The sequence below is a fragment of the Marinimicrobium sp. ARAG 43.8 genome (assembly GCF_050113635.1).
Lineage (GTDB): Bacteria > Pseudomonadota > Gammaproteobacteria > Pseudomonadales > Cellvibrionaceae > Marinimicrobium.
Genome location: NZ_JBNJLT010000008.1, coordinates 1 through 26,450 on the forward strand (window position 1 = coordinate 1; position 26,450 = coordinate 26,450).

Consider the following 26,450-nt stretch of genomic DNA (forward strand, 5'->3'; position numbering starts at 1 on the left):
TCACACGAAAGTGTGGGCCGTTTTTGTTTGTATCGTGGTTTGGGTGGGCGAGAAACCGCATCCGGGTTCGACCAAACGGCAGGACAGCCGTTTGGCACAGCGCGCCAGCTCCCTACTCCCCGCGCAACTGCTCCACCAGCGGCCCCAGCTTCTCATCCCATACCCGCTGATCCACCACACCCACATGACGATAGCGAATAATCCCCTGCTTATCCACCACATAGGTTTCCGGCGCGCCAAACACGCCGAGGTCCATCCCCAGTCGACCGTCCTGATCCACCACACTCAGCCGGTAAGGATCGTGCAACCGCTCCAGCCATTGCTGCGCATCGCTGATCTGCGGGTCTTTATAGTTTACGCCGTATATCGGCATGCCCTGCTCCGCCAGTTCAACCAGAAAAGGGTGTTCTATTCGGCAGGCGGCGCACCAGGTGCCCCACACGTTCAGCAGACTGACCTCGCCCTGGAAGATATCCTCGGTAATCCGGACGTCGGCATCACGGACTGTGCGCAAGCTGAACGCCGGCACCGGGTCACCGAGTCGACTGGAAGGCATCTCGCTCGGATCGAGGTAAAGTCCGCGCCAGAACAACAACGCCAGCACGGCAAAGACAGCCAGAGGAATAAAAAGCTTGAGGCGCTGCATCAGACACGATCCTCCGCCCAACCGTTACCTGCGTCCAACTCAGCCGCCTCCCGACGCGCCAGCTTGCGATAACGCTTGTCCGCCACGGCGAGCCCGCCACCGATGGCCATGAAAATGGCTCCCAGCCAGATCCACCGCACAAAGGGCTTGATATGGACGCGCATAGCCCAGGCGTCGTCTTCCAGCGGTTCACCCATGGCGACGTACAAATCGCGGAACAGGCCCGGATCCAGCGCCACCTCGGTCATGACATTACCACCGGCCAGGTAACGGCGCTTCTGTGGCGTCATATGTCGTAGATAACGCCCATCCTTGGAGACCTTGATGGTCGCCTCGTCCGCCAGGTAGTTCGGTCCTCGCACCTGCTCGACGCTTTCCAATATAAATTCGTAGTGGCTGGTGGTCACCGCCTGCCCCTGGGCCATACGAACATCGCGCTGCTCGGTGTAAATCGTGTTCAAGCACACCCCGATCGCCGTCACGGCGATACCCGCGTGGGCCAATTGCATACCCCAGTAGCTGAGCGTCAGCTTTTTCAGGCCGCTCTGCCAACGCTCGCTGTGGCGCAGCCGGTGAATCAAGTCAAACGCGCCCGCTGCCAGAACCCAGACCGCGACCGCAACCGCTACACCCGCCCAGGGTTCATACGCATCACCGTACAGGGCCGGGAACAACGCCCCGGCCACCACGGCAGCCGTCAGGGGTTTCCACAACAGTTCACGCAGCTGTTTCCAGGTGGTGCGCTTCCAGTTCGTGGAAATACCCGGGGCCATCAACAGACAGATAAGCCCCATCAACGGCATGAAAAAGAGGTTGAAATACGGGGGGCCGACCGAGATCTTGCCCCACTTGAGCGCATCGGCAATTAATGGGTACAGCGTACCGAGCAGCACACTGATCATGATAATGATCAGCAGGATATTATTCAGCAGTAGAAAAGTTTCCCGGGACAGCCAGGAAAAGCCGACCTTTTGGTGTACCACGGGCGCGCGCAGCGCGTACAACGTCAAGGAGCCGCCCACCACTAACAGCAGGAAAAACAGGATAAAAATCCCGCGTTCCGGGTCATTGGCGAACGCATGCACCGACGTCAGCACCCCGGAGCGAACCAGAAACGTCCCGAGCAGGCTCAATGCAAAGGTGAAAATCGCCAGCAGCAGCGTCCAGCTTTTAAACAACCCCCGCTTTTCGGTAACGGCCAGAGAGTGGATCAGCGCCGTGCCGACCAGCCAGGGCAAAAAGGAGGCATTCTCCACCGGGTCCCAGAACCACCAGCCGCCCCAGCCCAGCTCGTAGTAGGCCCACCAGCTGCCCAGCGCGATGCCCAGCGTCAAAAACGCCCAGGCGGTGTTGGTCCAGGGGCGCGCCCAGCGGGTCCAGGCACTGTCGAGCCGACCACTGATCAGTGCGGCAATGGCAAACGCAAAACTGACGGCAAAGCCCACATACCCCATGTACAACACGGGCGGGTGAACAATTAGGCCAAAATCCTGCAATAACGGATTCAGGTCACTGCCATCTTCCGGCGGAATCGGCAGCAGGCGATCAAAGGGATTGGAGGTGAACAGCATGAACAGGAGAAACCCGACCGCGACAAAACCCATCACGGACAGCACCTGCGCCCTCAGGCTCAAGGGCAGGCTCTTGCTCAAATGAGCAATCGCCAGCGTCCAACTGGACAACATCAATACCCACAGCAGCAGCGAGCCCTCGTGGCCGCCCCACACGGCACTGATTTTGTAGTACACCGGCATCAGGGAATTGGAATGACCCGCCACATAGGCCACGGAAAAATCGTCCTGCACGAAGGCAATCGACAGGCACACAAAAGCCACTGCAACAAAGAAAAACAGTCCGGTGGCCAGCGAGCGGCTGGTGTACATCAGCAGTTGATTGCCCACCAGCGAACCGGTGAGCGGCAGAATCGTCAGCGCCAGGCTCATTACCAGCGCCAGAATCAGTGCAAAGTGTCCTAGCTCAGGGACCATAATTCATTACCCCGCAGCTCTCCCCGTGATCACCGCCCGCCTGGGCCATGGCTTCGGCCACCTCCGGCGGCATATATTCCTCATCGTGTTTGGCCAGCACCTGGGTCGCGTGGAACACCCCGTCGCTGTCCAGCGTACCGTTCACCACGGCGGCTTCACCCTCTGCGAACAAGTCCGGAAGAATGCCCGAGTAGGTCACCGTGAAGTCGACAATGCCATCGGTCAGCTCGAAGCGGGTTTCCAGGTTTTCTCCCTGTGCCCTCTGGACACTGCCGGGGCGAACACAACCGCCAGCCCGTATGCGCGTATCGACCGGAGCCTGGCCGGAGACGATTTGCCCGGGGGGATAGAACAGGTTGATATTGGCGCGCAATGCGTAGGCCATAAGGCCCACCGCAATGGTGGAGAACACGACAATGAATAGAACCAAAAACAAACGTTGTCGGCGGACAGGATGCATAGGCAGCTTCACCTTCACTCAAGCCGGGGGCCAAAGGAGGCCGCAGTGTATCAGGATTGTCACTGCCCTGCCCGTTTTTGGGTCGCGTGCGACATGCGCTGCCTTGCGATCGCCTGTCGTCGTACCCAGCGGCGGCGACGTACCCAAGGGCTGATCAACAGGTACAGCAGCACCGCCCAGGTGATGGCGTAACAGGCCCAGACATAGCCGCCGTGCCCGTCCATGGCCATAAAATCGGCCCAGGAATCGAAATAAAAAGCCATTAGCGTGCCTCCCCGGTTCGCGATGCCACCAAATCCCGCACCCAGCCAGTGCGCGCTTCGCGGCGCAGGATCTCGTACCGGGTGTAGGCGATCAGCACGGCCGCGTAGAATACGTAAAACGCCACAATCATCGTCAACAGCGGATACAACATACTGGCGTGGATGCTCGGCGCGGATGTGAGCTTCAGCGTTGCTGGCTGATGCAAGGTATACCACCAGTCCACGGACTTGTAGATGATCGGAATGTTCACCGTCCCTACCAGCGCCAGGATGGCGCAGGCTTTATCCGCCGTTTCCCGTATTTGCAGCGCGCTTTGCAGCGCCATGATGCCCAGATACAGAAACAACAGGATGAGCATGGAGGTAATACGCGCGTCCCACACCCACCAGGTGCCCCAGGTCGGCTTTCCCCAAATCGCTCCGGTCACCAGAGAGACAAAGGTCAGCGCCGCGCCAATCGGCGCCGCCGACTTCATCACCATAAACGCCAGCTTCATCCGCCAGATCAGCCCCACGGCCCCGGAAATGGCCATGACGTAGTAACCGGCCAGCGCGAGAAACGCCGCCGGCACATGAATATGTATGATTCGGTAACTGTTGCCCTGCTTGGCGTCTTCGGGCGAAAACGCCAGGGCCCAACTGGTGCCCACCACCAGCAGAATCAACGCCACAGCGTTCAGCCAGGGAAGCCAGGCCCCGGTTTTCTCGTAAAACCAGCGGGGTGAACCGAGTCGGTGGAACCATTGCCAGGATGCCATCGGGCCGCTTGCTCCTCTCTATTGTCGTTATCAGTGGTCGTGATCAGTAACTGTCCGCACAAATCCGCAGCGCGGCGCCCGCTGCCAGCGGTGCCAACATCAAAGCCAGGGCGCCGAGAGCGCCCAGCACGGCCAGCGGGGCCGTCGCATTGCCGCCAAGCGCCGCGTCAGTGACCGCCCCGGCGCCAAAAATTAGCACCGGTATGTAAAGCGGCATGACAATCAGTGACAACAGCAGCCCGCCGCGATGCAGGGACACGGTGAGCGCCGCGCCTACGGCACCCATCAAGCTCATCGTGGCCGTGCCAATCAGCAGAGAGGCACACAGTACGAGGTACGCCCCATCTGGCAGCCCCAACGTCATGCCCAGCAGCGGTGCCATCAGCGTCAGCGGTAAACCAGCCACCAGCCAATGAGCCAACACTTTAGCGAGGACCGTGAAATAGAGCAACGAGGGGCTGACGAGACACTGCTCCAGCGCCCCATCGTCGAAATCCGAACGGAACAGGCCGTCGAGGGACAGCAGCGTAGCCAGCAACGCCATCACCCAGAGAATACCGGGAGCGAGCGCCGTCAACACCTCGCGCTCCGGCCCTACCCCCAGGGGGATCAGCGTGATCGCTATCAGAAAGAACACCAGCGGATTGACCCACTCGCCCGGGTGGCGGGCGGCCAGCAACAAATCCCGGCGCAAAGTGGCAAGGAAGGCGCCGCCGACGCTGCGCTCAGTCGACATAAGCGTCCTCCTCCCAAACGGGCGGATACGCGGTCAGATCCAGGGTTTGCAGGCCCGATACGTCGACAGTCTGATGAGAGGTCAACACTACAGCCCCTCCCCGTGCCGTATGCTCTGCCATTCTCTCTTCCAGCTCGGCGACGCCGCGCCGGTCAATGGCGGTAAAGGGTTCGTCGAGAATCCAAAGGGGGGCTTCTGAGAGATAGAGCCGGGCGAGCGCCACCCGACGCAATTGTCCGGCAGAGAGCTGGTAACAGGGCTGCTCTTCATACCCGGCCAGACCGACACGCGCCAGAGCTTCGCGTGGATCGCCTTGCTGGCGACCGGCACTTAGCGCTTCGTACCAGCGCAGGTTTTCCAGGGGCGTGAGCGCGGCTTTCACGCCCGGGGCGTGGCCGATATACAGCAGCGATTGACGGAAATCCCACAGGCAGCGACGCTGCGGGCGACCCCGCCACAAAATCCGGCCGCGTGCGGGGGTGGATAACCCGGCCAGCGTCCGTAACAACGTCGTTTTGCCGGACCCATTAGGCCCAAGAATCTGGAACGCCTGGCCAGTGCAGAGGTCAAGGTTCAGACCACTGAACAGCGGGCGCTCATCGCGCTCGCAGGTCAATTGTTCAAGTGTCAGGAGACGCTCCGCCAAAATATTGCCGCCACTTGCCAAAGAAACAGCCGAGCTGGCCGTTATACTGGGAGGAACTGGTGCGCGGGGATTATAACGGTGTTACCAGAGCGCCACAATGCACGGTAAGACAACGTATGGAGAACGGCGCTGCCATTCTCTGGTAAAGAGCCTTTTAATGAGAGCCCTTTAACGTATGGTGGAAAAACTCTCACCCATCACTGCCCTTGCCCCACTGCTGCGACCCACGGCGGGTGGCGAACGGCCAGCCGCGCCCGAGGGGCTGATGAACCTGCTGGGACTTTCCGCCAACCGATCCAGCCCATCACCCATCCAGGTCTTCGGTGAGGTACAACACTCGGCACCAGCCAGCGTTGAACAACGCAGCCAGCTGTTGGACCGGCTGCTCGCCGCCCTGGCCCAGTCGCGGGAATTGCCAGCCAGCCCTCAACGCGACCAACAACTCACCCGGCTCGCCAACGAACAACGCCTGCTGAACTCCCCGCTCCTGCAATTGGTGCGCGTGCGCATCGAGGGTGTCCGACAGGACGCCAAGGCGCCACAGCCATCCCTGGTGGTGTATACCGATCAGCCCGTCAAAACCGGGCAGCGCCTGGCGCTGGTGCTGAATGAGGGACGGCTTAACCTCGCAACGCCCTCTGGCACCGACAGCGCACGCGAGCAGGCACTCTCGCAAGCCACTCAGGCGTTGCGGCGCAGCCTGCCGCTACGCGACGGTCCGGACCTGGCCACCGCCCTCAGCCAACTCGACACGCTGCCCGCCACGGTGCAGCGCCAGTTGCTCGGGACCAGTCTGCAAGAGGCGCTGCGTTCAGCGGCGCAACAGCTTCGTCAGCCCTCGCAACTCACGCAGCCCGGCGCCCTGCAAAAAGCCCTTGCCGAAAACGGCGTGCAATTGGAGCAGCGGCTGTTGCAGGCCTTGCGCACAACCACTCAGGAGGGCCGAAAACCATTGGCTGGCGACAATGCCCGCCCCAGTTCAGTGGCCACAGTCCTTGCCAACGACTGGAAAGCGGCGCTGCTGAGTGTACTGGCACGCACCCGCGCCGAATTGTCACGGCTCGGCGCACCCGCCGAATTTAATCGCGCCACCCCGCCCGATCTCGGTCCATTGCTGACCGCTTTGATGACCCAGTCCAACACGTCCACCAGTGCGGAACCCCAGACGTTACGCACCCAACTGCTGCAACTGGTACAACAGCTTACGCTGCACAGCCTTGCCCGGGTTCAGGTACAACAACAGCAAAGCCTCGCCCAGTCGTGGGCCCCGGCCGATCCCGCACAGCAACTCACACCACAACCCTGGATACTGGAATTACCGGTGCGCTGGGGGCAGGATATACAAACACTGTCTTTACGGATTGAAGAAGAGGAGAACCAGGGCGACAACGACAGCTCCGGTGGCATTCGTCAGTGGCAGGTCCAGCTCGGATTTGAGCTGCCCGGGGTCGGCGCGTTTCACGCCTTGATTACGGTGCGTGACCCGCAAGTGGCTACGCGACTCTGGGTGGAGCGCCCTGATGTGGCCGCCACCGTCCGCAACCGCCTCGACGAACTGCAGCAAAAACTCGAGCGCGAGGGTATTAACGTGACCCGCCTGGAATGCCACGTGGGGCAGCCACCCACGGCGGGCTCGCGCATTCACTATTCACTGGTGGACATCAGAACATGAACCACGACGACTTTACCGCCGAGGAGCTGGAAAAAGCCGTCGCCCTGTTTTATGACGGGGAAAACGCGCCTCATGTCAGTGCAAAAGGCGAAGGGGCCATCGCCCGTGAAATCATGGCCATCGCTGAGGCGGAGGGCGTTCCGCTATGCGACAATCGGGAACTGGTGGAACTGCTGGTGACATTGGAGTTGGGCGATGAAATCCCCGAAACCCTGTATCGCGCCGTGGCCCATATCATCGCCTTTGCCTACGAGCTGCAAGGCAAGGAGCCCAATTAACTATTCCGTGTAGCGGTAATGAACCTCCACCTCTCTGCCCTCGCCTGTTTCGTCAGGAATATTGGAGGTGCCACGAAACACCGCGAGGCGTTTTTGCTCAGGCTCATAGGCAAGATATAAATTGTCAGCAAACAATGACAATAGTGCACTGTTTACTCGCAGGCGAAAATACACCCAATTGTCCTGCTGACGCACGATGGGAGAGTCTTTCTGTCTAATTTGCTCAACCCGCAACGCCACATTGGTTAAGCGGTTGGGGAACGCAAAATGAAACGTTACCCGCTCGCCCGCCACCAGCTGCTCCCAGGCTGACTGAATAAACGGATCAAAACCGGCATCAACCACTTGTGGATCTTCAACCAACACCACTTTAGTGTCCGCGTCGTCTTCAGGACCTCTCGTCAATTCAATACGCCCATCCTCTAGCGCACGCGCCCCCCAGACCAGACCATGACGTTCGTCCACCAACCGATAATCGGGCCGGATCTCACCAGGCGAGTAATCAAGCATTTTATGCGCGATGCGGTCCCCTTCCGGGTTAAAGTAATGCACTTCCGCACTACCGTCTTCACCCACCGGCGTATATCGTTCCTCGTACAACAGTGTCTCGCCAGAGTCGGCATCGTAGGCGGACCCGACAATATCGTAAGCGGTATCCTCAGCGCGACTGACCACCGACATCACCATTATAAAGGCACCGCATAACAGCTGAGATGGGATTAATCGAACCATCGTTTTCCTCCTTCCAGTGTCAACCAGCGGTGCAGTGGCAACAGCCAGCACCAGATCAGCATCATGATTAGAAAGCCCTGAGGCATTGTCATTCCCCAGGCGGCGTCAGACAAACGAATGCCGCCCCAGTACGCCATGGGCCCTGCTACCGCGCCCATGACGGCCAACAACCAGGGGCGCTCATACACGGGTTTCAAGGCGTGTTGAGCGGCCACGGCATTAACCACCGCGTAGTGCTTGTGCAAGAAACAGAGCGCTCCGCGCATACTATATACCTGCTGGCCGATAAGCCGGTTTTGCGAGTAATAGTTGTGCCGTGCCAATACTGCGCTCCATAAAACCACCTTCGCAATAGCACAAGTAATAACGCCACATGCGCACGAAACGGTCATCAAAGCCCATGGCCTTGACCTTGCTCAGGTTGTCTTCAAACGCCATTCGCCAATCACGTAATGTGCGTGCGTAGTGCAGTCCGATATCTTCCATATGAATCAGGTTTAGATCCGTGTGGCGAGCGGTCAGTCGTGTCATCAAATCCACCGAGGGCAGCGCACCGCCCGGGAAAATATAGCGCTGGATAAAATCCACCGTTTTGCGGGCCCGTTCGTAGCGCTGGTCAGCAATCGTAATGGCCTGCAACAGCATCAGCCCGTTATCTTTCAAGCGCTGGCTGCACTGCGCAAAATACTCTCGAAAGTGCTCGTGCCCCACCGCCTCAATCATCTCCACCGAGACGAGTTTGTCGAACGTCCCGGTCAGCTCGCGGTAATCCTCGAACAACACGGTTACCCGCCCTTGTAACCCCCGGCGCTTCACCTGTTCGGTCGCGTGTTGCCACTGGGCGTGCGAAATGGTTGTGGTCGTCACCCGGCAGCCGTACTGCTCCGCTGCATATAACGCCAGGCCACCCCACCCGGTGCCGATTTCCAGCAAGTGATCCTGCTCGGAAAGCGCCAACTTCTCACAAATCCTCTGCAATTTGTAACGCGCCGCCTCCTCCAGTGACGCACCTTTATGGTGATAAACAGCAGAGGAATACATCATCCGGGGATCGAGAAATAAACGGAAAAAATCGTTGCCCAGATCGTAATGTGCCGCGATATTTCGTTTCGCGCCCTCTTTGGAGTTCCGGTTCATCCGCGCGAACAATTTGAGCAACCACTGCCCAAATAAGGACTGGCTCTCATCCATCGCGTCCAGCGCGTCCATATTGCGCACAAACAATTGCGTAACGGCAGTTAAATCCGGTGTACTCCAGTAGCCGCTCATGTAGGCTTCACCAGACCCCACGGAGCCGCCAAAAGCAACCTCGGCATAGGCCACCGGGTCGTGTACGCGCAACTCGGCCACCAGATCGGTTTGCGCTGGAGATTCACCAAACACGTAACGTTCCTGACCATCAATAACCGTCAGAGCGCCGACCCGAAGCTGACCCAGGGTTTTCAGCACCATTCGCTTCGCCAGTGAGAGGCGCCACCCCAGACCTGTTCTGCGGTGTCCTTTTAGCCGGTCAATACTGAAATCATGCGACACAAAAAATACCTCTTGATCAGAGCGTAATATGAGTAGTGGCCGTCCGCTCATCGGAGGCCCGGCGATGCGGATAATAAGGAGTGCCCTTCAATTTGAGTTTCAAAGCCTGCCAGTAAATCAACACCGGCACTTTGAGCGTCAACCAGGGCTGACGCCACAACAAGCGGTTCATATACGCCGCCGACCAGTCGGTGCGATTCAGGGAAAGTGTGGCATCCATATGCGTTAATCCATCCTTCTCATTTTCCATATGCACCAGCAAGTGATTGGCAGGCGCGGTGCTGACCCAGCGATAGTGCATATCCAGAGGGTTAAACGGCGAAACATGAAACGTTTTATCGAACCCGAGCCGGCTTTTACCGGTCTTCGGATTACAGGGAATCAAATAGCACTGCCGCTCGTTCCACGGGGTATTATTCACTTGCGCCAGAATACAGGATGGCTTCTCCGAGTCGGGCGCGAAGCAGTAGTAAAACGACACCGGGTTGAAGCAAAACCCCCATTGCCGCAGATTCGTCAACAGCCGAACGGCACCGCCCGGCCATTCTCCGCCCTGGCGCAACACCTCGGTTTTAACCGCCTCTTTCAGGTTTTCAGTGGTGGGGGCTAGATAATCCTCCCGTCGAAACCATCCGAGATTGCGACGATTAAAAGACCACAGCCGCATGCCCTCGAACAGCGTCGGCAATTCGTCCAGGTCCAGATAAAACAGCGTAGAACGATAACCAAACGCGTGCTCCGTCGGCCAAAAGCGCCGGTGACGCACCCAACCTGAATAGATGGCGCTGTTCATTAAAAAGGAACTCCCATTGCTTCCGCCACCCGAATCCCGGAACCCACACCATCCTCGTGGAAACCGTTGCGCCAATAGGCGCCGCAATAATGCGTGTGGTTAATCCCGCTGATTTCGCTCCAGCGCGCCTGTGCGGCGACGCTGCGTTGGTTGAAAACGGGATGACTGTAGGCGTAACGGCCCAGAATCCGGGACGTATCAATCCACGGCGTGGCGTTTACACTGACGCAGAGCGTCTCCGGGCAATTCAGTTGCTGCAGGATATTCATGTTGTACGTCAACACGGCCTGTTCGTCCTGCCCCGGTACCATGCGGTAATTCCAGCTGGCCCACGCCGCCTTGGCGTGCGGCAGAATACGCGCGTCGGTATGCAAAGTGACATCGTTTTCCTGGTAGGGAATTGAAGACAGAATGTCATATTCACTGGTGCTCGGGTCAGCCAGAATTTTCAACGCCTGATCGCTGTGGCAGGCGAGCACAACCTCGTCAAAATGCTGGTCGCCAAAGCGTTCAGTACGCACCGACACCCCGCCGTCAACCCGCTGGATGCGTTCGACCGGACAGTTGGTAAACATTTGTCCGATCACGCGCCGGGTCAATGGTTCGAGGTAGGCGCGTGACCCGCCCGCGACGGTATACCACTGGGGCTGATCATTGACGGTCAGCAAGCCATGGTTATGAAAGAATCGGATAAAAAACAATAGCGGAACGTCCGCCGCGCCGGTTAGCCCGGACGACCAAATGGCGGATACCATCGGTAAAATGTAATGCTGCCGAAAGAACTCACTGTATTGCTCACGCTCCAGAAAATCGCCCAGCGTGAGGTCCGGGTCAATGTCCCGTTGCTCGTGCAGTTCCGTGCAGCGGCGATTGAATCTCAGAATTTCTCTCAGCATTCGCCAGTGAGATGGGCTGAACAGATTACTTTTTCGCGCAAACAGCCCACGCAGGCCCGTTCCACTGTACTCGTAACCGGTGTCCGGCACCGACACACTGAACCCCATATCGGTGGGCTGACTGAGCACACCGAGCCGGGACAGCAACTTGATGAAATTGGGGTACGTCCGATCATTAAAGACAATAAAGCCCGTATCGACCGCCCAGCGACGCCCCGCCACCTCCACCTCTTTGGTGGCTGTGTGTCCCCCTATTTCGGGACCGGCTTCAAATACGGTGACCGAATGACGTTTAGCCAGCAAATGCGCCGTGGTCAATCCGCTGATACCGGAGCCGATTACGGCAATATGTCTGGGCGTCGCCCAATCGTTATCCATCAACCTTTCACCATTTTTTTCAACAAATGAGTTTGAACGCTTTTTGGCAACCAGCCAATAACCCGCATCAGCCAGACCAGTTGCCATGGAAACTGGATAACATTCCGGCCACGGGCCATACCATCGGCAATATAATCCGCGGCGGCCTCCGCCTCCTGCAAAAAAGGCATCTCGAAGTCGTTGCGATCCGTCAGATCCGCCGCCAGAACAAACCCGTTCTCCGGGTAATCTTTGACAACGTCGGCCAGCGTTTGCTCTGATCGTGCCGATACAATGACCTTGTGCCCGTCCGCGAGAAGGCGACGGGCGAGCGCGGCACCAATACCGGATGACGCGCCGGTAACCCAGATCCACCGTGACTCATTCATGATCGTTCTCCACTCGGCGCTTCCGAGTTAAGTGACTTGAACAGTTCTATGGTTTTCTTCCGGCTGGCTTTCAAATCCACCATAGGTTCGGGGTAACCCTTCGTGGGAGGCGGCTGATGGATTTCTTTCTCGGATAACCCAGCAAGCTCCGGAACGTACCGGCGAATAAATTCACCCTTCGGGTCAAACCGCTCAGACTGCGTGACAGGGTTGAATATGCGAAAGTACGGGGCTGCGTCTGTACCGGTGGACGCACTCCACTGCCAACCCCCGTTATTCGCCGCGAAGTCTCCATCGATGAGCTGCGACATAAACCACGCCTCTCCCTTGCGCCAGTCAATACGCAGATTCTTGGTCAGGAACATGGCCACCACCATGCGCAGGCGGTTGTGCATCCAGCCAGTGTCCTTAAGCTGCCGCATGGCGGCGTCAATGATCGGGATACCGGTATCGCCCTGCTGCCAGCAATCCAGATCTTCATCGCTGCTTCTCCAGGGGAATCGATCCGTGTGGGGTTGCAAGGGTTTGTGACGGCAAACCTGAGGAAAGTCCACGGTGACGTGCTGGTAGAAATCCCGCCAGACCAGTTCACTAATCCATGTTTCCACGCCTTCATCGCCTTGCCAGTTCTCTCCGTTGGCCGCCAGAGCGGCATTAAGGCATTGGCGCGGTGACAGACTGCCCACGGCCAAATAAGGGGATAATAAAGAGGTTCCCGATTGCGCCGGAAAGTCTCTGGTCTTTTTGTAGTCAAGAATCGCGTTATAGTCGTGAATCGCGCCATCCGTAAATGTTTTCAAACGTTTGAGGGCAACATCTTCTCCCGCCGGCCACAGACTGGACAGATCCCGTAGCGCCAGATCTGTGAATAACGTATCCGGGCGGTGGCCGCGATCTTTCACCTCACCGGTTTCCTCCGGCTGACGGGCGGGCAAGCCATGCGGCTGAGCCAATTGGGAGGATGCCAATTCCAACCAGCGGCGCTTAAAGGCCGTAAACACTTGATAGGGTTCACCCTGTCCGTTGCGAACCTTGCCCGGCGGCAAGATCACCCGGTCGTGGAACCGTTTAAAGCGGATCCCCTCACGGCGACACGCTTCCGCCACCGCACGATCCCGCGCCAGCTCGTCCACCGGATATTCGGCATTGAAAAACAACTGCTCACAGCCTTCCTTTTGAGCAAGCTTCAATAGCTTCGATGGAATGCTGTCGGGTTTGGCTACCCGCAACAGCACCAGCGGAATGTGTCGTTTCCCCAGGTCCCGATTCAATAGCTCGAGATGTCGCCGGATAAAATCCAGGCGTGCGGCGCCAGTGATGTGTTGCTTGATGAACTGCTCGCACAATACGTAAACCGCCACTACCCCGCAGCGAGGTTCTGCCGCGTGAAACAGGGCGGGATTATCCCGAAGCCGCAAATCGTTGCGCAGCCACACCAGTGTTCGCCCCCGAGCGCTTGTCATTATCCCTCCAAACGCGACTTGATTTGACGAATCACAAAGCCGAGGACCGGCACATGCTCATACAACATTGTCCCGACGTCGTAATAATCGCGGTGATAGACAACCTTCTCATCCACTTTTAAATGGCTGCTACCATCGAGGGTCAGGGTTTTACCGCCCTTCAGTCGGGCGTGGCGATAGGTCATGGTCCACACCAGCACCACTTTTCCCGGCACTTCAATGCGGTCATTAAATGCAAAACGACACTCCTCCAGCCCCTCCATTAATCCACCGAAATACCGGCGCAAATCCGGTAGTCCTTCCACCTTGTGGATCGGGTCCTGAAACACGATATTTTTATCGTAAATTTCCTCGAGAGACTCGATCAGCGCCGGGTCAAAATGTTCATAATGCTTCATCAAGCGATCAACCACGGACATCGTCATGTTCTCTCTACTCCATCACCGTTAATACTCGAACTGTTTGATTTCAGGCGGGCGGACAAGGCGCCACATACCTCACCAACACGCTCCCCAAGACACCGCCCCGCAAGATCAGCTGACGCCAACCTGACTTGACGTCCCGCAAGCCAGATCGGCACATCAAGTTGGCGAGTCAGTTCCCGAAGCTGGCCTTCCAACCCAGCCGCAGGAGGAGTGTCCGACAGCAGTACCAACGCCGAGGGTGAATATTGCTCCACGACATACACCCATTCAGCCTGTGGCAGCGAGCTGAAACAGTCCACCTCGGCTGTGTTTACGCTAAGCGCGCAGGCCAGGATCATCGACACTACACGGTCAGTCGATTGCCCGGTATCAATCAGTAACACACGCGGCAGACGCGGCGATGGCGGGCGACGATAGAACGCCGACGCAAAATGCCCGGTCAGTACACGTTCGAACAGTTCCAGCCGGGCCGCACTGCCAAACGTTGGCTGACGGCGATCACGTTCATCGCGTAACTGATCCAGCATTGGCCGCAGGCTATGGTCGGCCAGTACTTCCAGGGGATACTCCCCCGTGGCCTGCATCAACCAGTTCTCCAGCGCCCGACGATTTAACGCACGAATGTCCTGCCCCAGCCGATTCAGCACATCAGCCCAGCGATCATCCATCGCTTGTGGAGCGTCCTCGCCTTCCAGCAATGCCCGTATTTGCCCCACGGATACCCCGCGCTTCAGCCAGAGCTGTATGGCTTCGACGCGATCAATGTCCGAGGGCCGATACAAGCGATGCCCTTTCGATGTGCGCTCCGGCTTAAGCAGCCCATAACGGCGCTCCCAGGCACGCAAGGTAACGGTGTTAACGCCGGTGCGCTCGGCCACACAACGAATCGGCAGGCGCTCCTCCGATGAACTCATGTCTGATGAACTCATGTTTCTTAACTCACATTGGCATTACGCAGCCCCAGCTTTTCCGGGTGAGGCGCCCAGAACGTCTGGCGTTGCAAATAAGGGTTATCCACTTTGCGCAAATAATGCTTCAGCAGCGTCAACGGCACGACCAGAGGCACCTCACCTTGCCGGTAAGATTCAATCACCTCCGACAATTCCTCGTTTTCCGAACCGCTGAGCAGATCACTCAGATAGCCCCGCAAATGCATCATGGTGTTGGTATTTCCCTTGCGGGTGGCGTGATGGCTCAACGCCTCCATAAATGTTTCCAGGAACGTCTGGCAGAGCGTGTCGATATTCGTCGCCCCGGCCTTCGCGACCAGCCGTCCCAGCGCCTGATAGCCCGGCACGTGGTGGGCCATCACCTGATATTTATAACGGGAGTAAAAATCCACCAGCCGTGCTGGCGTTGGCTCGAACGCCACAGACTGCTTCCAGTCCTGATAGGCAAACACGCGGGTGATAAAGTTATCCCGCAAGCCCGCATCCGTTAACCGACCCGCCTCTTCCACCGGCAGCAACGGGTGCAACGCCATCAGGCGCTCGGCGTAAGCGCCGACACCGTCGTTATCCTGGGGATAGCCGTTCTCGCGGTATCGCTTCATTCGAAATGCGCCGCAACTGGGGGAGTTCTGCATGAAAATATACCCGCAGATATCCGGCATCCGCGCCAGCGCCTTATCCGCCTCCGCCGCCAGAGCCTCCGTCACATCCAGCGCCTCATTCTCCACGCCACGAACACGGGTGCCGTTATCGGTCGCCACCAAACGAATGGGCTTTCGGGGAATACCCAGCCCGATCAACACTTCAGGGCATACGGGTCTATACTCGAAATACTGGCTCATCACATCGGTCAAAAACCGATTGCGCTTGTGACCACCATCAAAACGAACCGGCTCTCCCAGCAGGCACTCGCTGATACCCACGGGAATTTTCTCCTGCACAGCGGTTTCCATAGACGCCCCTTGTACAATATTTTGCGACTTGTATAAGTTATAGAGGCGTTTATTGTACAAATCAAGGGCGTTTGTATAACTTTTGATGTTAGCCGTTCTGCTTAAATGCACTTTGGAGGGGATAGTGTCCACCAATTGGTGGTTGGGCGGGGCGTGGCCTGCGAGTTGAAGTTGGGGGCTGCCGCCTGCCAGTGAGGGGGTTGAAAACTCTTGGAGGCATGGATGCCGACATGAAGCCTACATGGATGTATTTACGGCGGGTTTTCAACCCCCTCACTGGCAGGCTCCCAAGCTCTCCTACAGCGCCCCTACCCCACAACCAAAAAAGCCTGGCTAAAACCAGGCTTTAAGGGAGACAAACTCATTATTTGACGGGGTATCTAATCGAGTATCCAAACTAATAGGACGGTAGTTCGACGTGCTCGAACAGCTCATCCAGCTCCGCCCGGGAATGGCGGTTGTAGGCTTCATCAATGACGTCCCGCGTCAGGTGGGGTGCGAAGCGCTCGATGAAGTCGTACATAAAGCCGCGCAAGAAGGTTCCGCGCCGGAAGCCGATTTTGGTCACGCTGCTTTCAAACAGGTGACTGGCGTCCAGGGCGACCAGATCCGGGTCGAGCTGTTCGTCCACTGCCATTTTGGCCACAATCCCAATACCCAGCCCAAGGCGCACGTAGGTTTTGATCACGTCCGCATCCGCTGCGGTAAATACCACTTTGGGGGCCAGTCCGCGGTTCATGAAGGCTTCATCCAGCTTGGAGCGCCCGGTAAAGCCAAACACGTAGGTCACAATCGGGTACTTCGCTACGGATTCCAGCGTCAGGGGTTCAACCTGCGTCAACGGATGATCCCTGGGCACCACGATGCAGCGATTCCAGCGGTAGCACGGCATCATCACCAGATCGCTGAACAGCTCCATGGCCTCAGTGGCGATGGCGAAATCCACGGTGCCGTCCGCCGCCATTTCGGAAATCTGCATCGGGGTTCCCTGATGCATATGCAGTGCGACGTCCGGATACTGCTGGATAAAGGGCTGTATGACCGGGGGCAAGGCGTATCGGGCCTGTGTGTGCGTCGTTGCAATAGAGAGACTGCCCTTGCGCTCGTTACTGAACTCCTGGGCGACCTGTTTGATGCTGTCGACCTTGCGCAGAATCTCGCCAGCGGTTTTCAAGATCGCCTCCCCCGCTGGCGTAATGCGCGTGAGGTGTTTTCCGCTGCGTGAAAATATTTCCACGCCCAGCTCATCCTCCAGCAAGCGAATCTGCTTACTAATGCCCGGCTGTGAGGTGTAAAGACTCTGAGCTGTCGCTGACACATTCAAGTCGTGATGCGCCACTTCCCAGATATAACGCAATTGTTGCAGCTTCATAATGCCCTCCGTGTGGGGCTCCTTAACGGCAGGCTCCGGCATCCTCAAGGTAAACCGGCAGCCTGAAGGACGATGTTATAAAAAGCTCGATAATTATTCTTTTCTAGAATAGAGCCTGATACGGCAAATTACCAGCCCCCTGATCAAATAGTAGCCTGCGCTATAACTGTAGACGATAAAAACCGGTTCTGCGATACCTCTTTTGCTCCGGTTTTGACTCTGGGTTTTGACCCAGCGCCTATTCCCGCAGGTTGGCGATACCATGAGGCACATGCCCTGCCGCCACGTGCTCACTCGCCGAATCCACGTGTTGTTGCTGGTCGTCAAAAAAGACATCGGCACCGTAAGCTTTGAGAAACTCCCCTTTCGGCAGCCCGCCGAGAAACAGCGACTCATCAATCCTGACATTCCAGGCACGCAGCGTGCGAATGACGCGTTCGTGAGCCGGTGCGGAGCGCGCGGTGACCAGCGCCGTACGAATGGGACAGGTCTCACTGGAAAATTCGGCCTGCAGCCCCTGCAAAGCGGACAGAAACGCCTTGAACGGACCACCGCTGAGCGGCGTGCGGGCGGAGGCTTTCTCGCTTTCCGCAAAGGCGTTTAAGCCCTTGGACTTGAAAATCTGCTCGGCTTCATCAGAGAACAGCACCGCATCACCGTCGAAGGCGAACCGCAGCTCATCCTCGTTTTCCGATTTGTTTTTGGCCGCCATCAGCGTCGCCGCCGCAACGCCCTGATTCAATGCCTGGCGCACGTCCTCTCCATCGGTAGACAGGAACAAGTGGCAGCCGAAGGCGGAGATATAACGGTAGGGGCTGTTGCCGCTGCAAAACGCCGCGCGGGTGATACTCAGGCCGTAATGCTCGATGGAATTGAACACGCGCAAACCAGTGTCAGCACTGTTTCGCGACAGCAGAATTACTTCCACCCTCGGGTCCCCTTCCAGGCTTTCGTTCAGGCGCAGAAGCTTTTTCACCATTGGGAAGGCATCGCCGGGTGTCAGCGGTTCGTCTTCATGTTCAATCTGGTATTGTGCATAGGCGCCAAGCCCGTCGCTCTCGAACACGCGATGGCTTTCATCCAGGTTAAACAGTGCCCGGGATGAAATCGCAATGACCAGTTTTTCGCCGAAACCTGACGGCATACCATTGTCCTCGACCTAGGGAATAATGACGCTGGCACCCGTGGTGTTGCGTCCGGCCAGATCCCGGTGAGCGCGGGGTATCTCGTTGAGGGCGTAACGCTGATTAATATCCACTTGCACCGCCCCGGAGAGTACCGCATCAAACCACAGGTCCGCCAGTGCCACCAGCTCGTCTCGAGTGGTAGTGTAGTGTGCCAGCGTAGGACGGGTGAAAAAGAGCGAGCCCTTCTGCGACAGCAACAGCGGACTGAACGGCGGAACCGCGCCCGAGGCATTCCCGAAACTGACCATCAGACCCCGTGGCGCGAGACAATCCAGGGACGCCTCAAAGGTATCCTTGCCCACCGAATCGTAAACCACGGGGACACCCTGCCCAGCCGTTAACTCACGTACCCGCTCCACCACATCCTCGTCACGGTACAGAATCACCGTGTCACAGCCTCTGGCCATCGCCAGATCAGCTTTTGCCTGACTGCCGACAGTGCCAATGACCCGTGCGCCCAAATGTTTGGCCCACTGACACGCCAACAGCCCCACACCACCGGCCGCGGCGTGCCACAGAAGGGTTTCACCCGCTTTCAGTGGATAGGTGTGGTGCAACAAATAAGCGGCTGTCAGACCTTTCAGCAACGTCGCAGCGGCCACCTCATCCTCCAGGCCGTCCGGCAACGCCAGCAAGCGGTCGGCAGGCACCACATGGGAATCAGCGTAGGCGCCGGGCGGTCCGCTGCAATACGCCACACGGTCGCCTTCCCGCCAACCGCTAACACCGGGACCAATCGCGTCCACCACACCTGCGGCCTCCAGTCCGAGACCGAACGGTGCGTCCAGCGGATACAGCCCCGAGCGGTGATAGATATCGATAAAATTCAAACCGATCGCAGTGTGACGCACTCTCACCTGGCCTCGGCCGGGCTCAGCCGATGGGGCCTGCTCCAGTGTCAGAGCCGATTCATCGCCGGGGGTGTACACCCGGTAGCGCCGTTCGTCAGTCATGGATCGGAAGTTCCTGTATTGGTTTTGTCGCGGGGCGGCAGCGGCTTTTCTTCACTGGGTGTGGAGCCCATTGGGTCCATGCGGGGCGCCTCGCCCCGGGCCAGCTCCCGCATAGAATACCCCAGGTAATCCGCATGCAGGGCGCGTGTCAGCGAGTACGCCATAAACACCAGCAATACACAAAACGGGAAGCCCAACGAGGTGATGACATTTTTCAGCGCGTCCAGCCCTCCGCCGAGCAGCAAGGTCGCAGCGACCAGCCCCAGCAGCAAGGTCCAGAATACCCGCTGCGCCGTGCGTGACGGCTGATCATCACGCCGGGAGAGCAGGTCCACGACCAGTGCCGCAGAGTCGGCCGACGTCGTTAGAAAAACCACGATCACGATGACCGCCACGGCGGACACAAGCGTGGCCAACGGAAATTGCGACAAGAAGCTGAACAGCGCTTCCGATTCATCCGCCCGCACCTGGGCGGCAATATTCCGGCCGTGATTCATATCCAGGTCGATGGCGGCCAGCCCGAACACCGAAAACCAGACCAGTGTAAAGATCAGCGGTGCTCCCAAAGCGCCAAACACAAACTGGCGAATGGTTCTTCCCTTGGAAATTCGGGCGATAAAAATACCCACATAAGGCGCCCAGGAAATGGTCCAGGCAAAGTAGAACACCGTCCATTGCCGCTGCCAGTTACCGTCACTGTAGGCTTCCGTCCAGAACGAGAGCCACGGAAGATTTTGCAGGTAACCGCCAAAATTTTGTACGGTGCCGGACACAATAAACAGAGTGGGCCCCGCAATCGCCACGAACAACAGAATCAGCAACGCCAGCACGATGTTGAATTCCGACAGGCGCTTGATGCCTTTATCCAGTCCCAGCGCCACCGAGGTGGACGCCACCAGTGTAATCACCGCGACAATCACCAGCTCTTGCAGCTGCCCTTTCGGGACATCGAACAGATAGTTCAAACCGGTATTCAATTGCAGCGTGCCGAGCGCGACAGACACCGCCACACCGAACAAGGTACCGAGCAGTGCCACAATATCAATCGCCCAGCCGATAGGGCCACACACGCGATCCCCCAGCACCGGATAGAACACGCTGCTGATTCGCATCGGCAGCCCCTGACGGTAGGCGAAATAGCCGATGGCCAGCGCCGGGAGCGTGAAAATGGTCCAGGTATGCAGACCGTAATGAAACATGGAAATGTTAATCGCCAGCTTGGCGGCGTCACTGGTATAGCCCTCAACGCTGGCCAGCGGTGGCTCGGCGAAATGGTACATCGGTTCGGCCACACCCCAGAACATCAGGATAGTGCCAATACCGGCGGCGAACAGCATGCAGAACCAGGTGGTCGTGCCATACTCCGGCCCCTGCCCGTCCGGCCCGAGCCGAATCTGCCCATAACGGCTGCTGGCAACCCAGATAAGAAACAACAGTAAGCCACTGACACTGAGCACATAAAACCAGCCCAGCTTGCTGAACGTAAAGCCGCCCAGCTGTTCAAAAAATGCCGCAAATGGCTCATTGAAGGGAATTGCGAAACCGACGAACACGACCACAATGCCGACTGCGATAAAGAAAACCTGGGGAATGGCACTGATGCCCAAACGACGGGCAAGTCTGTCAAACATTTTAATCCTCTTCGCGGGTACCCGCCAATTCCTTGAACGCGGGCATATCATGAAGGGGGAACAGCGCCGGATCCTGCAGCAACGATTCTCGATAGCTCTCAGCCCGGCTCAAAGCCTCACGCAAAAAATGTACCCCGTCTTCATGGTTACCCAGAGACGTATGCGCACAGGCCAATTGATAAAACGCGTGAGCGTTATCGGAATCGATGCCCAGCGCCTGCTGGCACAAATTAACCGCCCATTGCGGCTCGCCGAGCTCCAGCACGACATCGGCCTTGTAAGTCAAAGCCTCACAATCGTCCGGCTTTATGTTCAGGATTTGGTCATAAATGGCAATTTTATTGGCGGGGGTGTGCTCCAGATTGGCGCGCAACCACAAGGAGTGGATCTCCTGGGTGCGTTCAATCTCTTCGCGGTTGGCATCAATGTGCTGGGTTTTCTGGCGCAGTTGTTTTTCGATACCGCGCAGGCGCACTTCGTAGGCGTTCACCAGCTTGCCCACTTCTTCGTCGGCCAGGTGACTCATTTTTTCCTTGATGTCGCGGATAGAGTTCCAGCCCAGCAGTACCAGGATGGAGCTGACCGCCGCAATCAGATAGAAAAAATAGGTGACCGTATTGGTCGCATAGGTCACGCCACGGTCAATCGATTCAATTTCGCGATCCACTACTTGCTGAATCAACTCCGTGCGTTGATTCGCCATATCCACGCGCAACTGTTTCAGTTCATCGAGCATATAACGCTCGATGAACGGGCTGTACATCGGCTCTTCCAGTTTTTCGATTTCCTCCGCCACGCGTTGCCGCTGCTCGGTTTCGCGCTCGCTTTGGGCGAGCGTCGAAACCGGCGTAGCGGCAATCAGCAGCAGGAGGGCCGCACTGATCAGGCGGCGCATATGGCGTCCCCGTGGTTATGCACTTCCACCAGCGCCTTGTGCAGACTTTTCACCGCGAGGTCGTAATCGTCCTCATCAATGATGAACTGCATATCCACCTGGCGGATGGATTGGTGCACCGCCAGCACACTGATATCCGACGACGACAGTGCGGTGGCTGTTTTGGCCAGCATGCCAGACACTTTCATATCGCTACCGATGGCCGAGACCACGGCCACTTTACGAACATCCAGTTCCGCTTCGGGGTATTTTTCTTCCAGTTCGCGACGAATGCGATTCACCGTCTTCAGGTTACCGGCCACATAATGCACGATGGTGTTGGCATTAATGTCCTTGCTCACAACATGGGCTTTGAAGCGGGAGATCTGGTGCAGAATACCGGAGTCGTACTTCTCGATATTGCCCATCATATCCTGATCGAACAATTCGATGGCATAGAGTCCTTTGCGACCGGCGATAATTTCCACTCGCGGCTGTTCGCTCACGTAATCACCGGTGATCAAGGTGCCCGCGTGCTCCGGATCAAAGGTGTTTTTCACGCGCAGCGGAATACCATTCTGGCGCAGGCCTTTCGCCGCACGAGGGTGAATGGCTTCCATCCCGAGGTTCGCGAGCTGATCGGCCACGTCGTAGTTGGTGCGACCAATCGGCACCACTTTGTCCGCGCCGACCAGACGCGGGTCCGCACTGCTCAAGTGGAACTCTTTATGAATCACGGCTTCGCGAGCGCCCGTGATTACCGCAATGCGGCTGAAGGTCATTTCACTGTAGCCACGATCAAAGCTGGCCATCAGGCCTTCTTTACAGTGCGTGTAACCCGTCACGATGGGCAGCTCTTTATCAAAGTCAATGCCGTCAAAACTGCTTTTGATCATCTCATCCAACGGCTTGGCACCGTCGGTTTTCCAACCGGACAGATCCACAAAACGTGCATTCACCCCGTCCCGCTGGAGCAGCCGCGCCATGTTCCAGGCGCTGTGCGCCTCACCAATGCTCGCCAGCATCTCACGCACCGTGAACAGGTGCGCGCCCAGCTCAAAGTGGCCGTGCTGACACAGGCGCTGCAAGTCGCTCAGGCACCGCTCGGCATCGTCCAGGCGTTCTTTAATGTAGGCATTGGCCTCCTTCTGGAGGTCGGTATCGCCAAAAAATTCTTTGTTCAGCTCAAGAATCCGCTTGCGGACCTTGTCGAACGCTTCCATCCAGGGGTCATCGTCATCGGTACTGGCAAACAACCCGTAGACGCCGGGCTGGCCATTCTTTTTGTTTTCAAGCAACAGATCCGTCACACCGCCGTAAGCGGAGACGACAAAAATTCGGTTATAAAGACCTTCCCCCTCACCATCATCCTTAGCATTGTTTAATACCACATTGTCGCGCACGGCTTCGTACTCGCTCATGGATGTGCCGCCGATTTTTTCGACTGTGTGTGACATAAATCCTCCGTTGTGGAACATGGCTCCAAAAGCCGGCTGTCACCCCGGCTTCCGGTTAGTGGGCTCCGCTTTAGCAAGGGTTACCCGGTAGTGGTGACACCACTCATTCAGTCTTTCACTTCTTCCGCATCCAGCTCATAAGCACCATCCGGGTTATGCTTTTCCTTACCGTGCAGCGGCGGGTTGAACACACAGGCGAGCTTCATTTCTTCAAAGCCACGCAGCATGTGATCATCGTGCTGATCCAGCGCGTACAGGGTGCCCGGCTCGATGGCGTACTTCTTGCCGTCTTTCAGGTTTTCGATCTCACCGTAACCGGAGACGCAGTACACCGCCTCCAGGTGGTTGGTGTAATGCAAATGCAATTCCGCATCGCGATAAATAGTGGTAATACCAAAGGAGAAGCCCATGTTGTCGTTTTTCAGCAACAGGCGCGTGGTGTCAAACCCTTCGGACTGGACTTTACGTTCGGTTTTTTCCGCTTCTTTCAATTTGCGAACGATCATAGGTTACTACTCCATCTCTCATTGATAAACGGTTGGCGCCTAGACACCACTCGGGCATTGCATTGACAGGCTGCCCGCGGGCACTGTGTTACCGCTGGCGTTGAAAAGGCCCAATCACCAGCAAATGCTCGTCATCGTGCTGCCCGCCGAAGTGTTCATCGCGCTTGAACCACACTTCGCTGTTCAGCTCGGTATCCAGATCGCGGGATAAGCTGCGGAACAACGCCCAAGAGGCTTCGTTGTCCGGCGTGATGGTTGTTTCAATGTAGCGCACCTCGGCACAGGACGGACGACCCAACAGATGCTTGAGCATGCGCTTGGCCAGACCTTTGCCCCGAGCCGCCTCCGCAATCACCACCTGCCAGACAAAGAGCGTATCGGGTTTATTGGGTTCTACGTAGCCAGAAACAAAACCGACCAGTGTGTCCCCATCGTGAACGGCCACGGCGGTATCCGCAAAATGTGAACATTGCAGAAGGTTACAGTAGATAGAATTCGGGTCCAGTGGTGGGCTGTCGGCCACCAGGCGGTTGAGCAAATAGCCGGTTTCGGCGGTAGGTTTGCGAAATTCCAGACTGTCTTGAGGTGCGTCGCTCATAGCTGATCCTTCCCCTGTTAGTAAGTGCCCGATATGGAATCCCTAGGGTATGACCCCGAAACCCACAAAATTCAAGGCCAGCGCCGTAAATTGGACACTCATTAATTGGATACTCACTAAAATAGTTAGAGAACTAAAGAAAAATCTATAGTACACTAAGAGAATCGAAGAGTCCACCGCGGAGGAACCTGCATGACCAACGATGTCAAAGGGCTGAAAGAGGAACTGGCCAATCTCGACGGGAAATCCCAAGGACTGGCGTCCCGGGCCGAGCGAAACCTGAGCGCACTGAAAACCATGAGCACCTCGGATAAAATCGAGGAAGTCCTGATCGCCCTGCGCCGGGTCATTCGCGCCACTGACCTGCACTCCAAGAAACTGGTAAAAACCGCCAGTGTGACCGGCCCGCAACTGTTGCTGCTGCAAATTGTGCACGCCAAAGACAACATGACCATCAGCGAGTTGGCGCGGGATATGAGCCTGAGCCAGGCCACGGTAACCACCATTCTGGACCGGCTTCAGAAGCGGGAGCTGGTTGAGCGCATCCGCTCGGAAACCGACAAGCGCAAGGTTCATCCGCGCCTGACCGACCACGGCCGAAAGATTCTCGAGAGCGCCCCTACGGCATTGCAGGACAACTTCGTCCGCCGGTTTCGCGAGCTGGATGAATGGGAGCAAAGCATGATCATCGCGGCGCTGCAACGGGTCGCGGAGATGATGGATGCCAAGGAACTGGACGCCTCCCCCTTCCTCGATGTAGGCGCCCTGGACCGCGCGATTCCCTCGTGAACACCCCCGTTGGGGGTGTTCACTCTCAGCGGCGGGCTGTATGATTCGCCCAACGCAATCCGAGAGATCGAGTGACTCCATGACTCTGGCCAACCAGCTGACCCTGATCCGCATTGTTTTGATTCCGCTGTTTGTGGTGGTCTTCTATCTACCCTTCGTCTGGGCTCACTTCGTCTCGGCACTGATTTTCAGTATCGCGGCAATCACCGACTGGGCCGACGGTTACGTCGCTCGCAAATACAACCAGACCACCTCTTTTGGCGCCTTCCTGGACCCGGTGGCCGACAAGCTCATGGTGGTGATCGCCCTGGCGCTGCTGGTTGAGTTGCACTCCACCCCCTGGTTTACCGTACCCGCGATTGTCATTATTGGTCGTGAGATTGTTATTTCCGCGTTGCGCGAGTGGATGGCCGAGCTGGGTCAGAGAGCCAGCGTGGCGGTATCTTATATCGGCAAGGTTAAAACCACGCTGCAAATGACGGCATTGATCGTGCTGCTGGCCAATCTGCCTTTTGCCTTTTTTGACTGGGTGGGCTATCTGACGTTGTACAGTGCGGCCGCTCTGACGTTGTGGTCGATGATTCTTTATTTGCGCGCCGCCTGGCCATTTATGAAGACGCATTAAGGCGTAGGTAAAGAGCCGGATAAAATTTGCGGCATCAAGCCCTAGGATTTTTTTCAGGATTCCTTTAGAATGCCGCCCTCTTCACGCAAGGCGCGATAGCAAAGCGGTTATGCTCTGGATTGCAAATCCAGCTAGGCCGGTTCGACTCCGGCTCGCGCCTCCATTTTTCCTGATGAATCGCCCTTTTTCGTTGCCCGGGTGGTGGAATTGGTAGACACAGCAGACTTAAAATCTGCCGACTATTGCAGTCGTGCCGGTTCAATTCCGGCTCCGGGCACCATTCATCATTGCTTACCTTCATTTATTGCCCGGAATCCGGTCTGAGGCAGGACTACCCGTTTGAGACACGCCGCGCTCCTTTCTCTCGTTTCATTGGGGCACTATTTTCGCATTGTCGCCTGAAGTCCGATGCGAGGCAGGACCACTGGTTCGAGACTCTTGGAGGCATGGATGCCGACATGAAGCCCCCATGGACGGGTTTACGGCGTGTCTCGAACCAGTGGTCCTGCCTCGCCTCACC

The 26,450-nt window shown here is 57.3% G+C and carries 29 protein-coding genes and 2 tRNA genes; 6 read left to right on the top strand and 25 right to left on the bottom strand.

Going from position 1 to position 26,450, the window contains the following annotated elements; translation table 11 throughout:
• Window positions 1-112: 112 nt before the first annotated feature.
• Genes ACQCLF_RS14080 through ccmA form a run of 7 tightly spaced genes read right to left on the bottom strand, consistent with a single transcriptional unit; the run spans window position 113 to window position 5,497 of the window.
• On the bottom strand, window positions 113-646 hold the full coding sequence (locus ACQCLF_RS14080; protein WP_426988379.1) for a DsbE family thiol:disulfide interchange protein: 534 nt from the start codon (window positions 644-646) through the stop codon (window positions 113-115).
• A complete protein-coding gene (locus ACQCLF_RS14085; protein WP_426988381.1) occupies window positions 646-2,634 on the bottom strand; it encodes a heme lyase CcmF/NrfE family subunit in 1,989 nt (662 codons plus the stop codon). The genes ACQCLF_RS14080 and ACQCLF_RS14085 overlap by 1 nt, the downstream gene beginning before the upstream one ends.
• The gene (gene ccmE, locus ACQCLF_RS14090) at window positions 2,624-3,094 is read right to left on the bottom strand and encodes a cytochrome c maturation protein CcmE (RefSeq protein ID WP_426988383.1); all 471 of its coding nucleotides are present in this window, start codon (window positions 3,092-3,094) and stop codon (window positions 2,624-2,626) included. Before ccmE ends, ACQCLF_RS14085 begins: the two co-directional genes overlap by 11 nt.
• 59 nt (window positions 3,095-3,153) lie before the next feature.
• Window positions 3,154-3,357, bottom strand: coding sequence for a heme exporter protein CcmD (gene ccmD / locus ACQCLF_RS14095; RefSeq protein ID WP_426988385.1), 204 nt, complete (start codon window positions 3,355-3,357; stop codon window positions 3,154-3,156).
• Complete coding sequence (locus tag ACQCLF_RS14100) at window positions 3,357-4,115, bottom strand: heme ABC transporter permease (protein WP_426988387.1); 759 nt, start codon at window positions 4,113-4,115, stop codon at window positions 3,357-3,359. The genes ccmD and ACQCLF_RS14100 overlap by 1 nt, the downstream gene beginning before the upstream one ends.
• Window positions 4,116-4,158: 43 nt before the next feature.
• Window positions 4,159-4,851 carry a heme exporter protein CcmB gene (gene ccmB, locus ACQCLF_RS14105; protein WP_426988389.1) on the bottom strand — a complete coding sequence of 231 codons (693 nt, stop codon included), beginning with the start codon at window positions 4,849-4,851 and terminating at the stop codon, window positions 4,159-4,161.
• Window positions 4,841-5,497 carry a cytochrome c biogenesis heme-transporting ATPase CcmA gene (gene ccmA / locus ACQCLF_RS14110; RefSeq protein ID WP_426988391.1) on the bottom strand — a complete coding sequence of 219 codons (657 nt, stop codon included), beginning with the start codon at window positions 5,495-5,497 and terminating at the stop codon, window positions 4,841-4,843. Before ccmA ends, ccmB begins: the two co-directional genes overlap by 11 nt.
• Window positions 5,498-5,672: 175 nt before the next feature.
• Between ccmA and ACQCLF_RS14115 the strand changes: the two genes are divergently transcribed.
• On the top strand, window positions 5,673-7,169 hold the full coding sequence (locus ACQCLF_RS14115; protein WP_426988393.1) for a flagellar hook-length control protein FliK: 1,497 nt from the start codon (window positions 5,673-5,675) through the stop codon (window positions 7,167-7,169).
• Window positions 7,166-7,447: an EscU/YscU/HrcU family type III secretion system export apparatus switch protein gene (locus tag ACQCLF_RS14120; RefSeq protein WP_426988395.1), complete on the top strand. Its 282-nt coding sequence runs from the start codon at window positions 7,166-7,168 to the stop codon at window positions 7,445-7,447. The genes ACQCLF_RS14115 and ACQCLF_RS14120 overlap by 4 nt, the downstream gene beginning before the upstream one ends.
• On the opposite strand, the gene ACQCLF_RS14125 is transcribed toward ACQCLF_RS14120, so the two are convergent.
• The 18 genes from ACQCLF_RS14125 to ectA all read right to left on the bottom strand — a co-directional run bounded on the left by ACQCLF_RS14125 (window position 7,448) and on the right by ectA (window position 24,516).
• Window positions 7,448-8,179 (bottom strand): hypothetical protein, encoded by a 732-nt coding sequence (locus tag ACQCLF_RS14125; protein WP_426988397.1) that lies wholly within the window; start codon window positions 8,177-8,179, stop codon window positions 7,448-7,450.
• On the bottom strand, window positions 8,167-8,445 hold the full coding sequence (locus ACQCLF_RS14130) for a DUF2878 family protein (RefSeq protein WP_426988399.1): 279 nt from the start codon (window positions 8,443-8,445) through the stop codon (window positions 8,167-8,169). Before ACQCLF_RS14130 ends, ACQCLF_RS14125 begins: the two co-directional genes overlap by 13 nt.
• Before the next feature lies 1 nt (window position 8,446).
• Entirely contained in the window at window positions 8,447-9,712 is a 1,266-nt protein-coding gene (locus ACQCLF_RS14135; protein WP_426988401.1) for a class I SAM-dependent methyltransferase, read from the bottom strand.
• A 16-nt stretch (window positions 9,713-9,728) separates the two neighbouring features.
• Window positions 9,729-10,505: a DUF1365 domain-containing protein gene (locus tag ACQCLF_RS14140; RefSeq protein ID WP_426988403.1), complete on the bottom strand. Its 777-nt coding sequence runs from the start codon at window positions 10,503-10,505 to the stop codon at window positions 9,729-9,731.
• Window positions 10,505-11,779, bottom strand: a complete 1,275-nt coding sequence (locus tag ACQCLF_RS14145; RefSeq protein WP_426988404.1) for an NAD(P)/FAD-dependent oxidoreductase — start codon at window positions 11,777-11,779, stop codon at window positions 10,505-10,507. The genes ACQCLF_RS14140 and ACQCLF_RS14145 overlap by 1 nt, the downstream gene beginning before the upstream one ends.
• Entirely contained in the window at window positions 11,779-12,147 is a 369-nt protein-coding gene (locus tag ACQCLF_RS14150) for an SDR family NAD(P)-dependent oxidoreductase (protein ID WP_426988405.1), read from the bottom strand. The genes ACQCLF_RS14145 and ACQCLF_RS14150 overlap by 1 nt, the downstream gene beginning before the upstream one ends.
• Complete coding sequence (locus ACQCLF_RS14155; RefSeq protein ID WP_426988407.1) at window positions 12,144-13,610, bottom strand: cryptochrome/photolyase family protein; 1,467 nt, start codon at window positions 13,608-13,610, stop codon at window positions 12,144-12,146. The genes ACQCLF_RS14150 and ACQCLF_RS14155 overlap by 4 nt, the downstream gene beginning before the upstream one ends.
• Window positions 13,610-14,035 (bottom strand): nuclear transport factor 2 family protein, encoded by a 426-nt coding sequence (locus ACQCLF_RS14160; RefSeq protein WP_426988409.1) that lies wholly within the window; start codon window positions 14,033-14,035, stop codon window positions 13,610-13,612. Before ACQCLF_RS14160 ends, ACQCLF_RS14155 begins: the two co-directional genes overlap by 1 nt.
• Window positions 14,032-14,949 (bottom strand): MerR family transcriptional regulator, encoded by a 918-nt coding sequence (locus ACQCLF_RS14165; RefSeq protein ID WP_426988411.1) that lies wholly within the window; start codon window positions 14,947-14,949, stop codon window positions 14,032-14,034. Before ACQCLF_RS14165 ends, ACQCLF_RS14160 begins: the two co-directional genes overlap by 4 nt.
• Window positions 14,950-14,969: 20 nt before the next feature.
• Window positions 14,970-15,938, bottom strand: a complete 969-nt coding sequence (locus ACQCLF_RS14170) for a YbgA family protein (RefSeq protein WP_426988412.1) — start codon at window positions 15,936-15,938, stop codon at window positions 14,970-14,972.
• A gap of 397 nt (window positions 15,939-16,335) precedes the next feature.
• Window positions 16,336-17,310: an HTH-type transcriptional regulator CysB gene (gene cysB / locus ACQCLF_RS14175; protein ID WP_426988413.1), complete on the bottom strand. Its 975-nt coding sequence runs from the start codon at window positions 17,308-17,310 to the stop codon at window positions 16,336-16,338.
• A 238-nt stretch (window positions 17,311-17,548) separates the two neighbouring features.
• Entirely contained in the window at window positions 17,549-18,454 is a 906-nt protein-coding gene (locus ACQCLF_RS14180; protein ID WP_426988414.1) for a 5'-nucleotidase, read from the bottom strand.
• Between the two features lie 15 nt (window positions 18,455-18,469).
• Window positions 18,470-19,450 carry a quinone oxidoreductase family protein gene (locus ACQCLF_RS14185; protein WP_426988416.1) on the bottom strand — a complete coding sequence of 327 codons (981 nt, stop codon included), beginning with the start codon at window positions 19,448-19,450 and terminating at the stop codon, window positions 18,470-18,472.
• Window positions 19,447-21,081, bottom strand: coding sequence for a BCCT family transporter (locus tag ACQCLF_RS14190; protein WP_426988418.1), 1,635 nt, complete (start codon window positions 21,079-21,081; stop codon window positions 19,447-19,449). The genes ACQCLF_RS14185 and ACQCLF_RS14190 overlap by 4 nt, the downstream gene beginning before the upstream one ends.
• Window position 21,082: 1 nt before the next feature.
• On the bottom strand, window positions 21,083-21,976 hold the full coding sequence (locus ACQCLF_RS14195; RefSeq protein WP_426988420.1) for a TPR end-of-group domain-containing protein: 894 nt from the start codon (window positions 21,974-21,976) through the stop codon (window positions 21,083-21,085).
• Window positions 21,964-23,412, bottom strand: coding sequence for an aspartate kinase (locus tag ACQCLF_RS14200; RefSeq protein WP_426988422.1), 1,449 nt, complete (start codon window positions 23,410-23,412; stop codon window positions 21,964-21,966). The genes ACQCLF_RS14195 and ACQCLF_RS14200 overlap by 13 nt, the downstream gene beginning before the upstream one ends.
• Window positions 23,413-23,519: 107 nt before the next feature.
• Window positions 23,520-23,918, bottom strand: coding sequence for an ectoine synthase (locus ACQCLF_RS14205; RefSeq protein WP_426988424.1), 399 nt, complete (start codon window positions 23,916-23,918; stop codon window positions 23,520-23,522).
• Window positions 23,919-24,006: 88 nt separating this feature from the next.
• Window positions 24,007-24,516, bottom strand: a complete 510-nt coding sequence (gene ectA / locus ACQCLF_RS14210; RefSeq protein ID WP_426988426.1) for a diaminobutyrate acetyltransferase — start codon at window positions 24,514-24,516, stop codon at window positions 24,007-24,009.
• A 297-nt stretch (window positions 24,517-24,813) separates the two neighbouring features.
• Here ectA and ACQCLF_RS14215 point away from each other — a divergent pair, with 297 nt between their 5' ends.
• The 4 genes from ACQCLF_RS14215 (at window position 24,814) to ACQCLF_RS14230 (ending at window position 26,210) form a co-directional block, all read left to right on the top strand.
• Window positions 24,814-25,305 carry a MarR family winged helix-turn-helix transcriptional regulator gene (locus ACQCLF_RS14215; RefSeq protein WP_426988581.1) on the top strand — a complete coding sequence of 164 codons (492 nt, stop codon included), beginning with the start codon at window positions 24,814-24,816 and terminating at the stop codon, window positions 25,303-25,305.
• A gap of 79 nt (window positions 25,306-25,384) precedes the next feature.
• Entirely contained in the window at window positions 25,385-25,930 is a 546-nt protein-coding gene (gene pgsA, locus ACQCLF_RS14220) for a CDP-diacylglycerol--glycerol-3-phosphate 3-phosphatidyltransferase (RefSeq protein WP_426988428.1), read from the top strand.
• A gap of 89 nt (window positions 25,931-26,019) precedes the next feature.
• Window positions 26,020-26,093, top strand: a tRNA-Cys gene (locus tag ACQCLF_RS14225).
• Between the two features lie 29 nt (window positions 26,094-26,122).
• Window positions 26,123-26,210, top strand: a tRNA-Leu gene (locus ACQCLF_RS14230).
• Window positions 26,211-26,450: the final 240 nt, after the last annotated feature.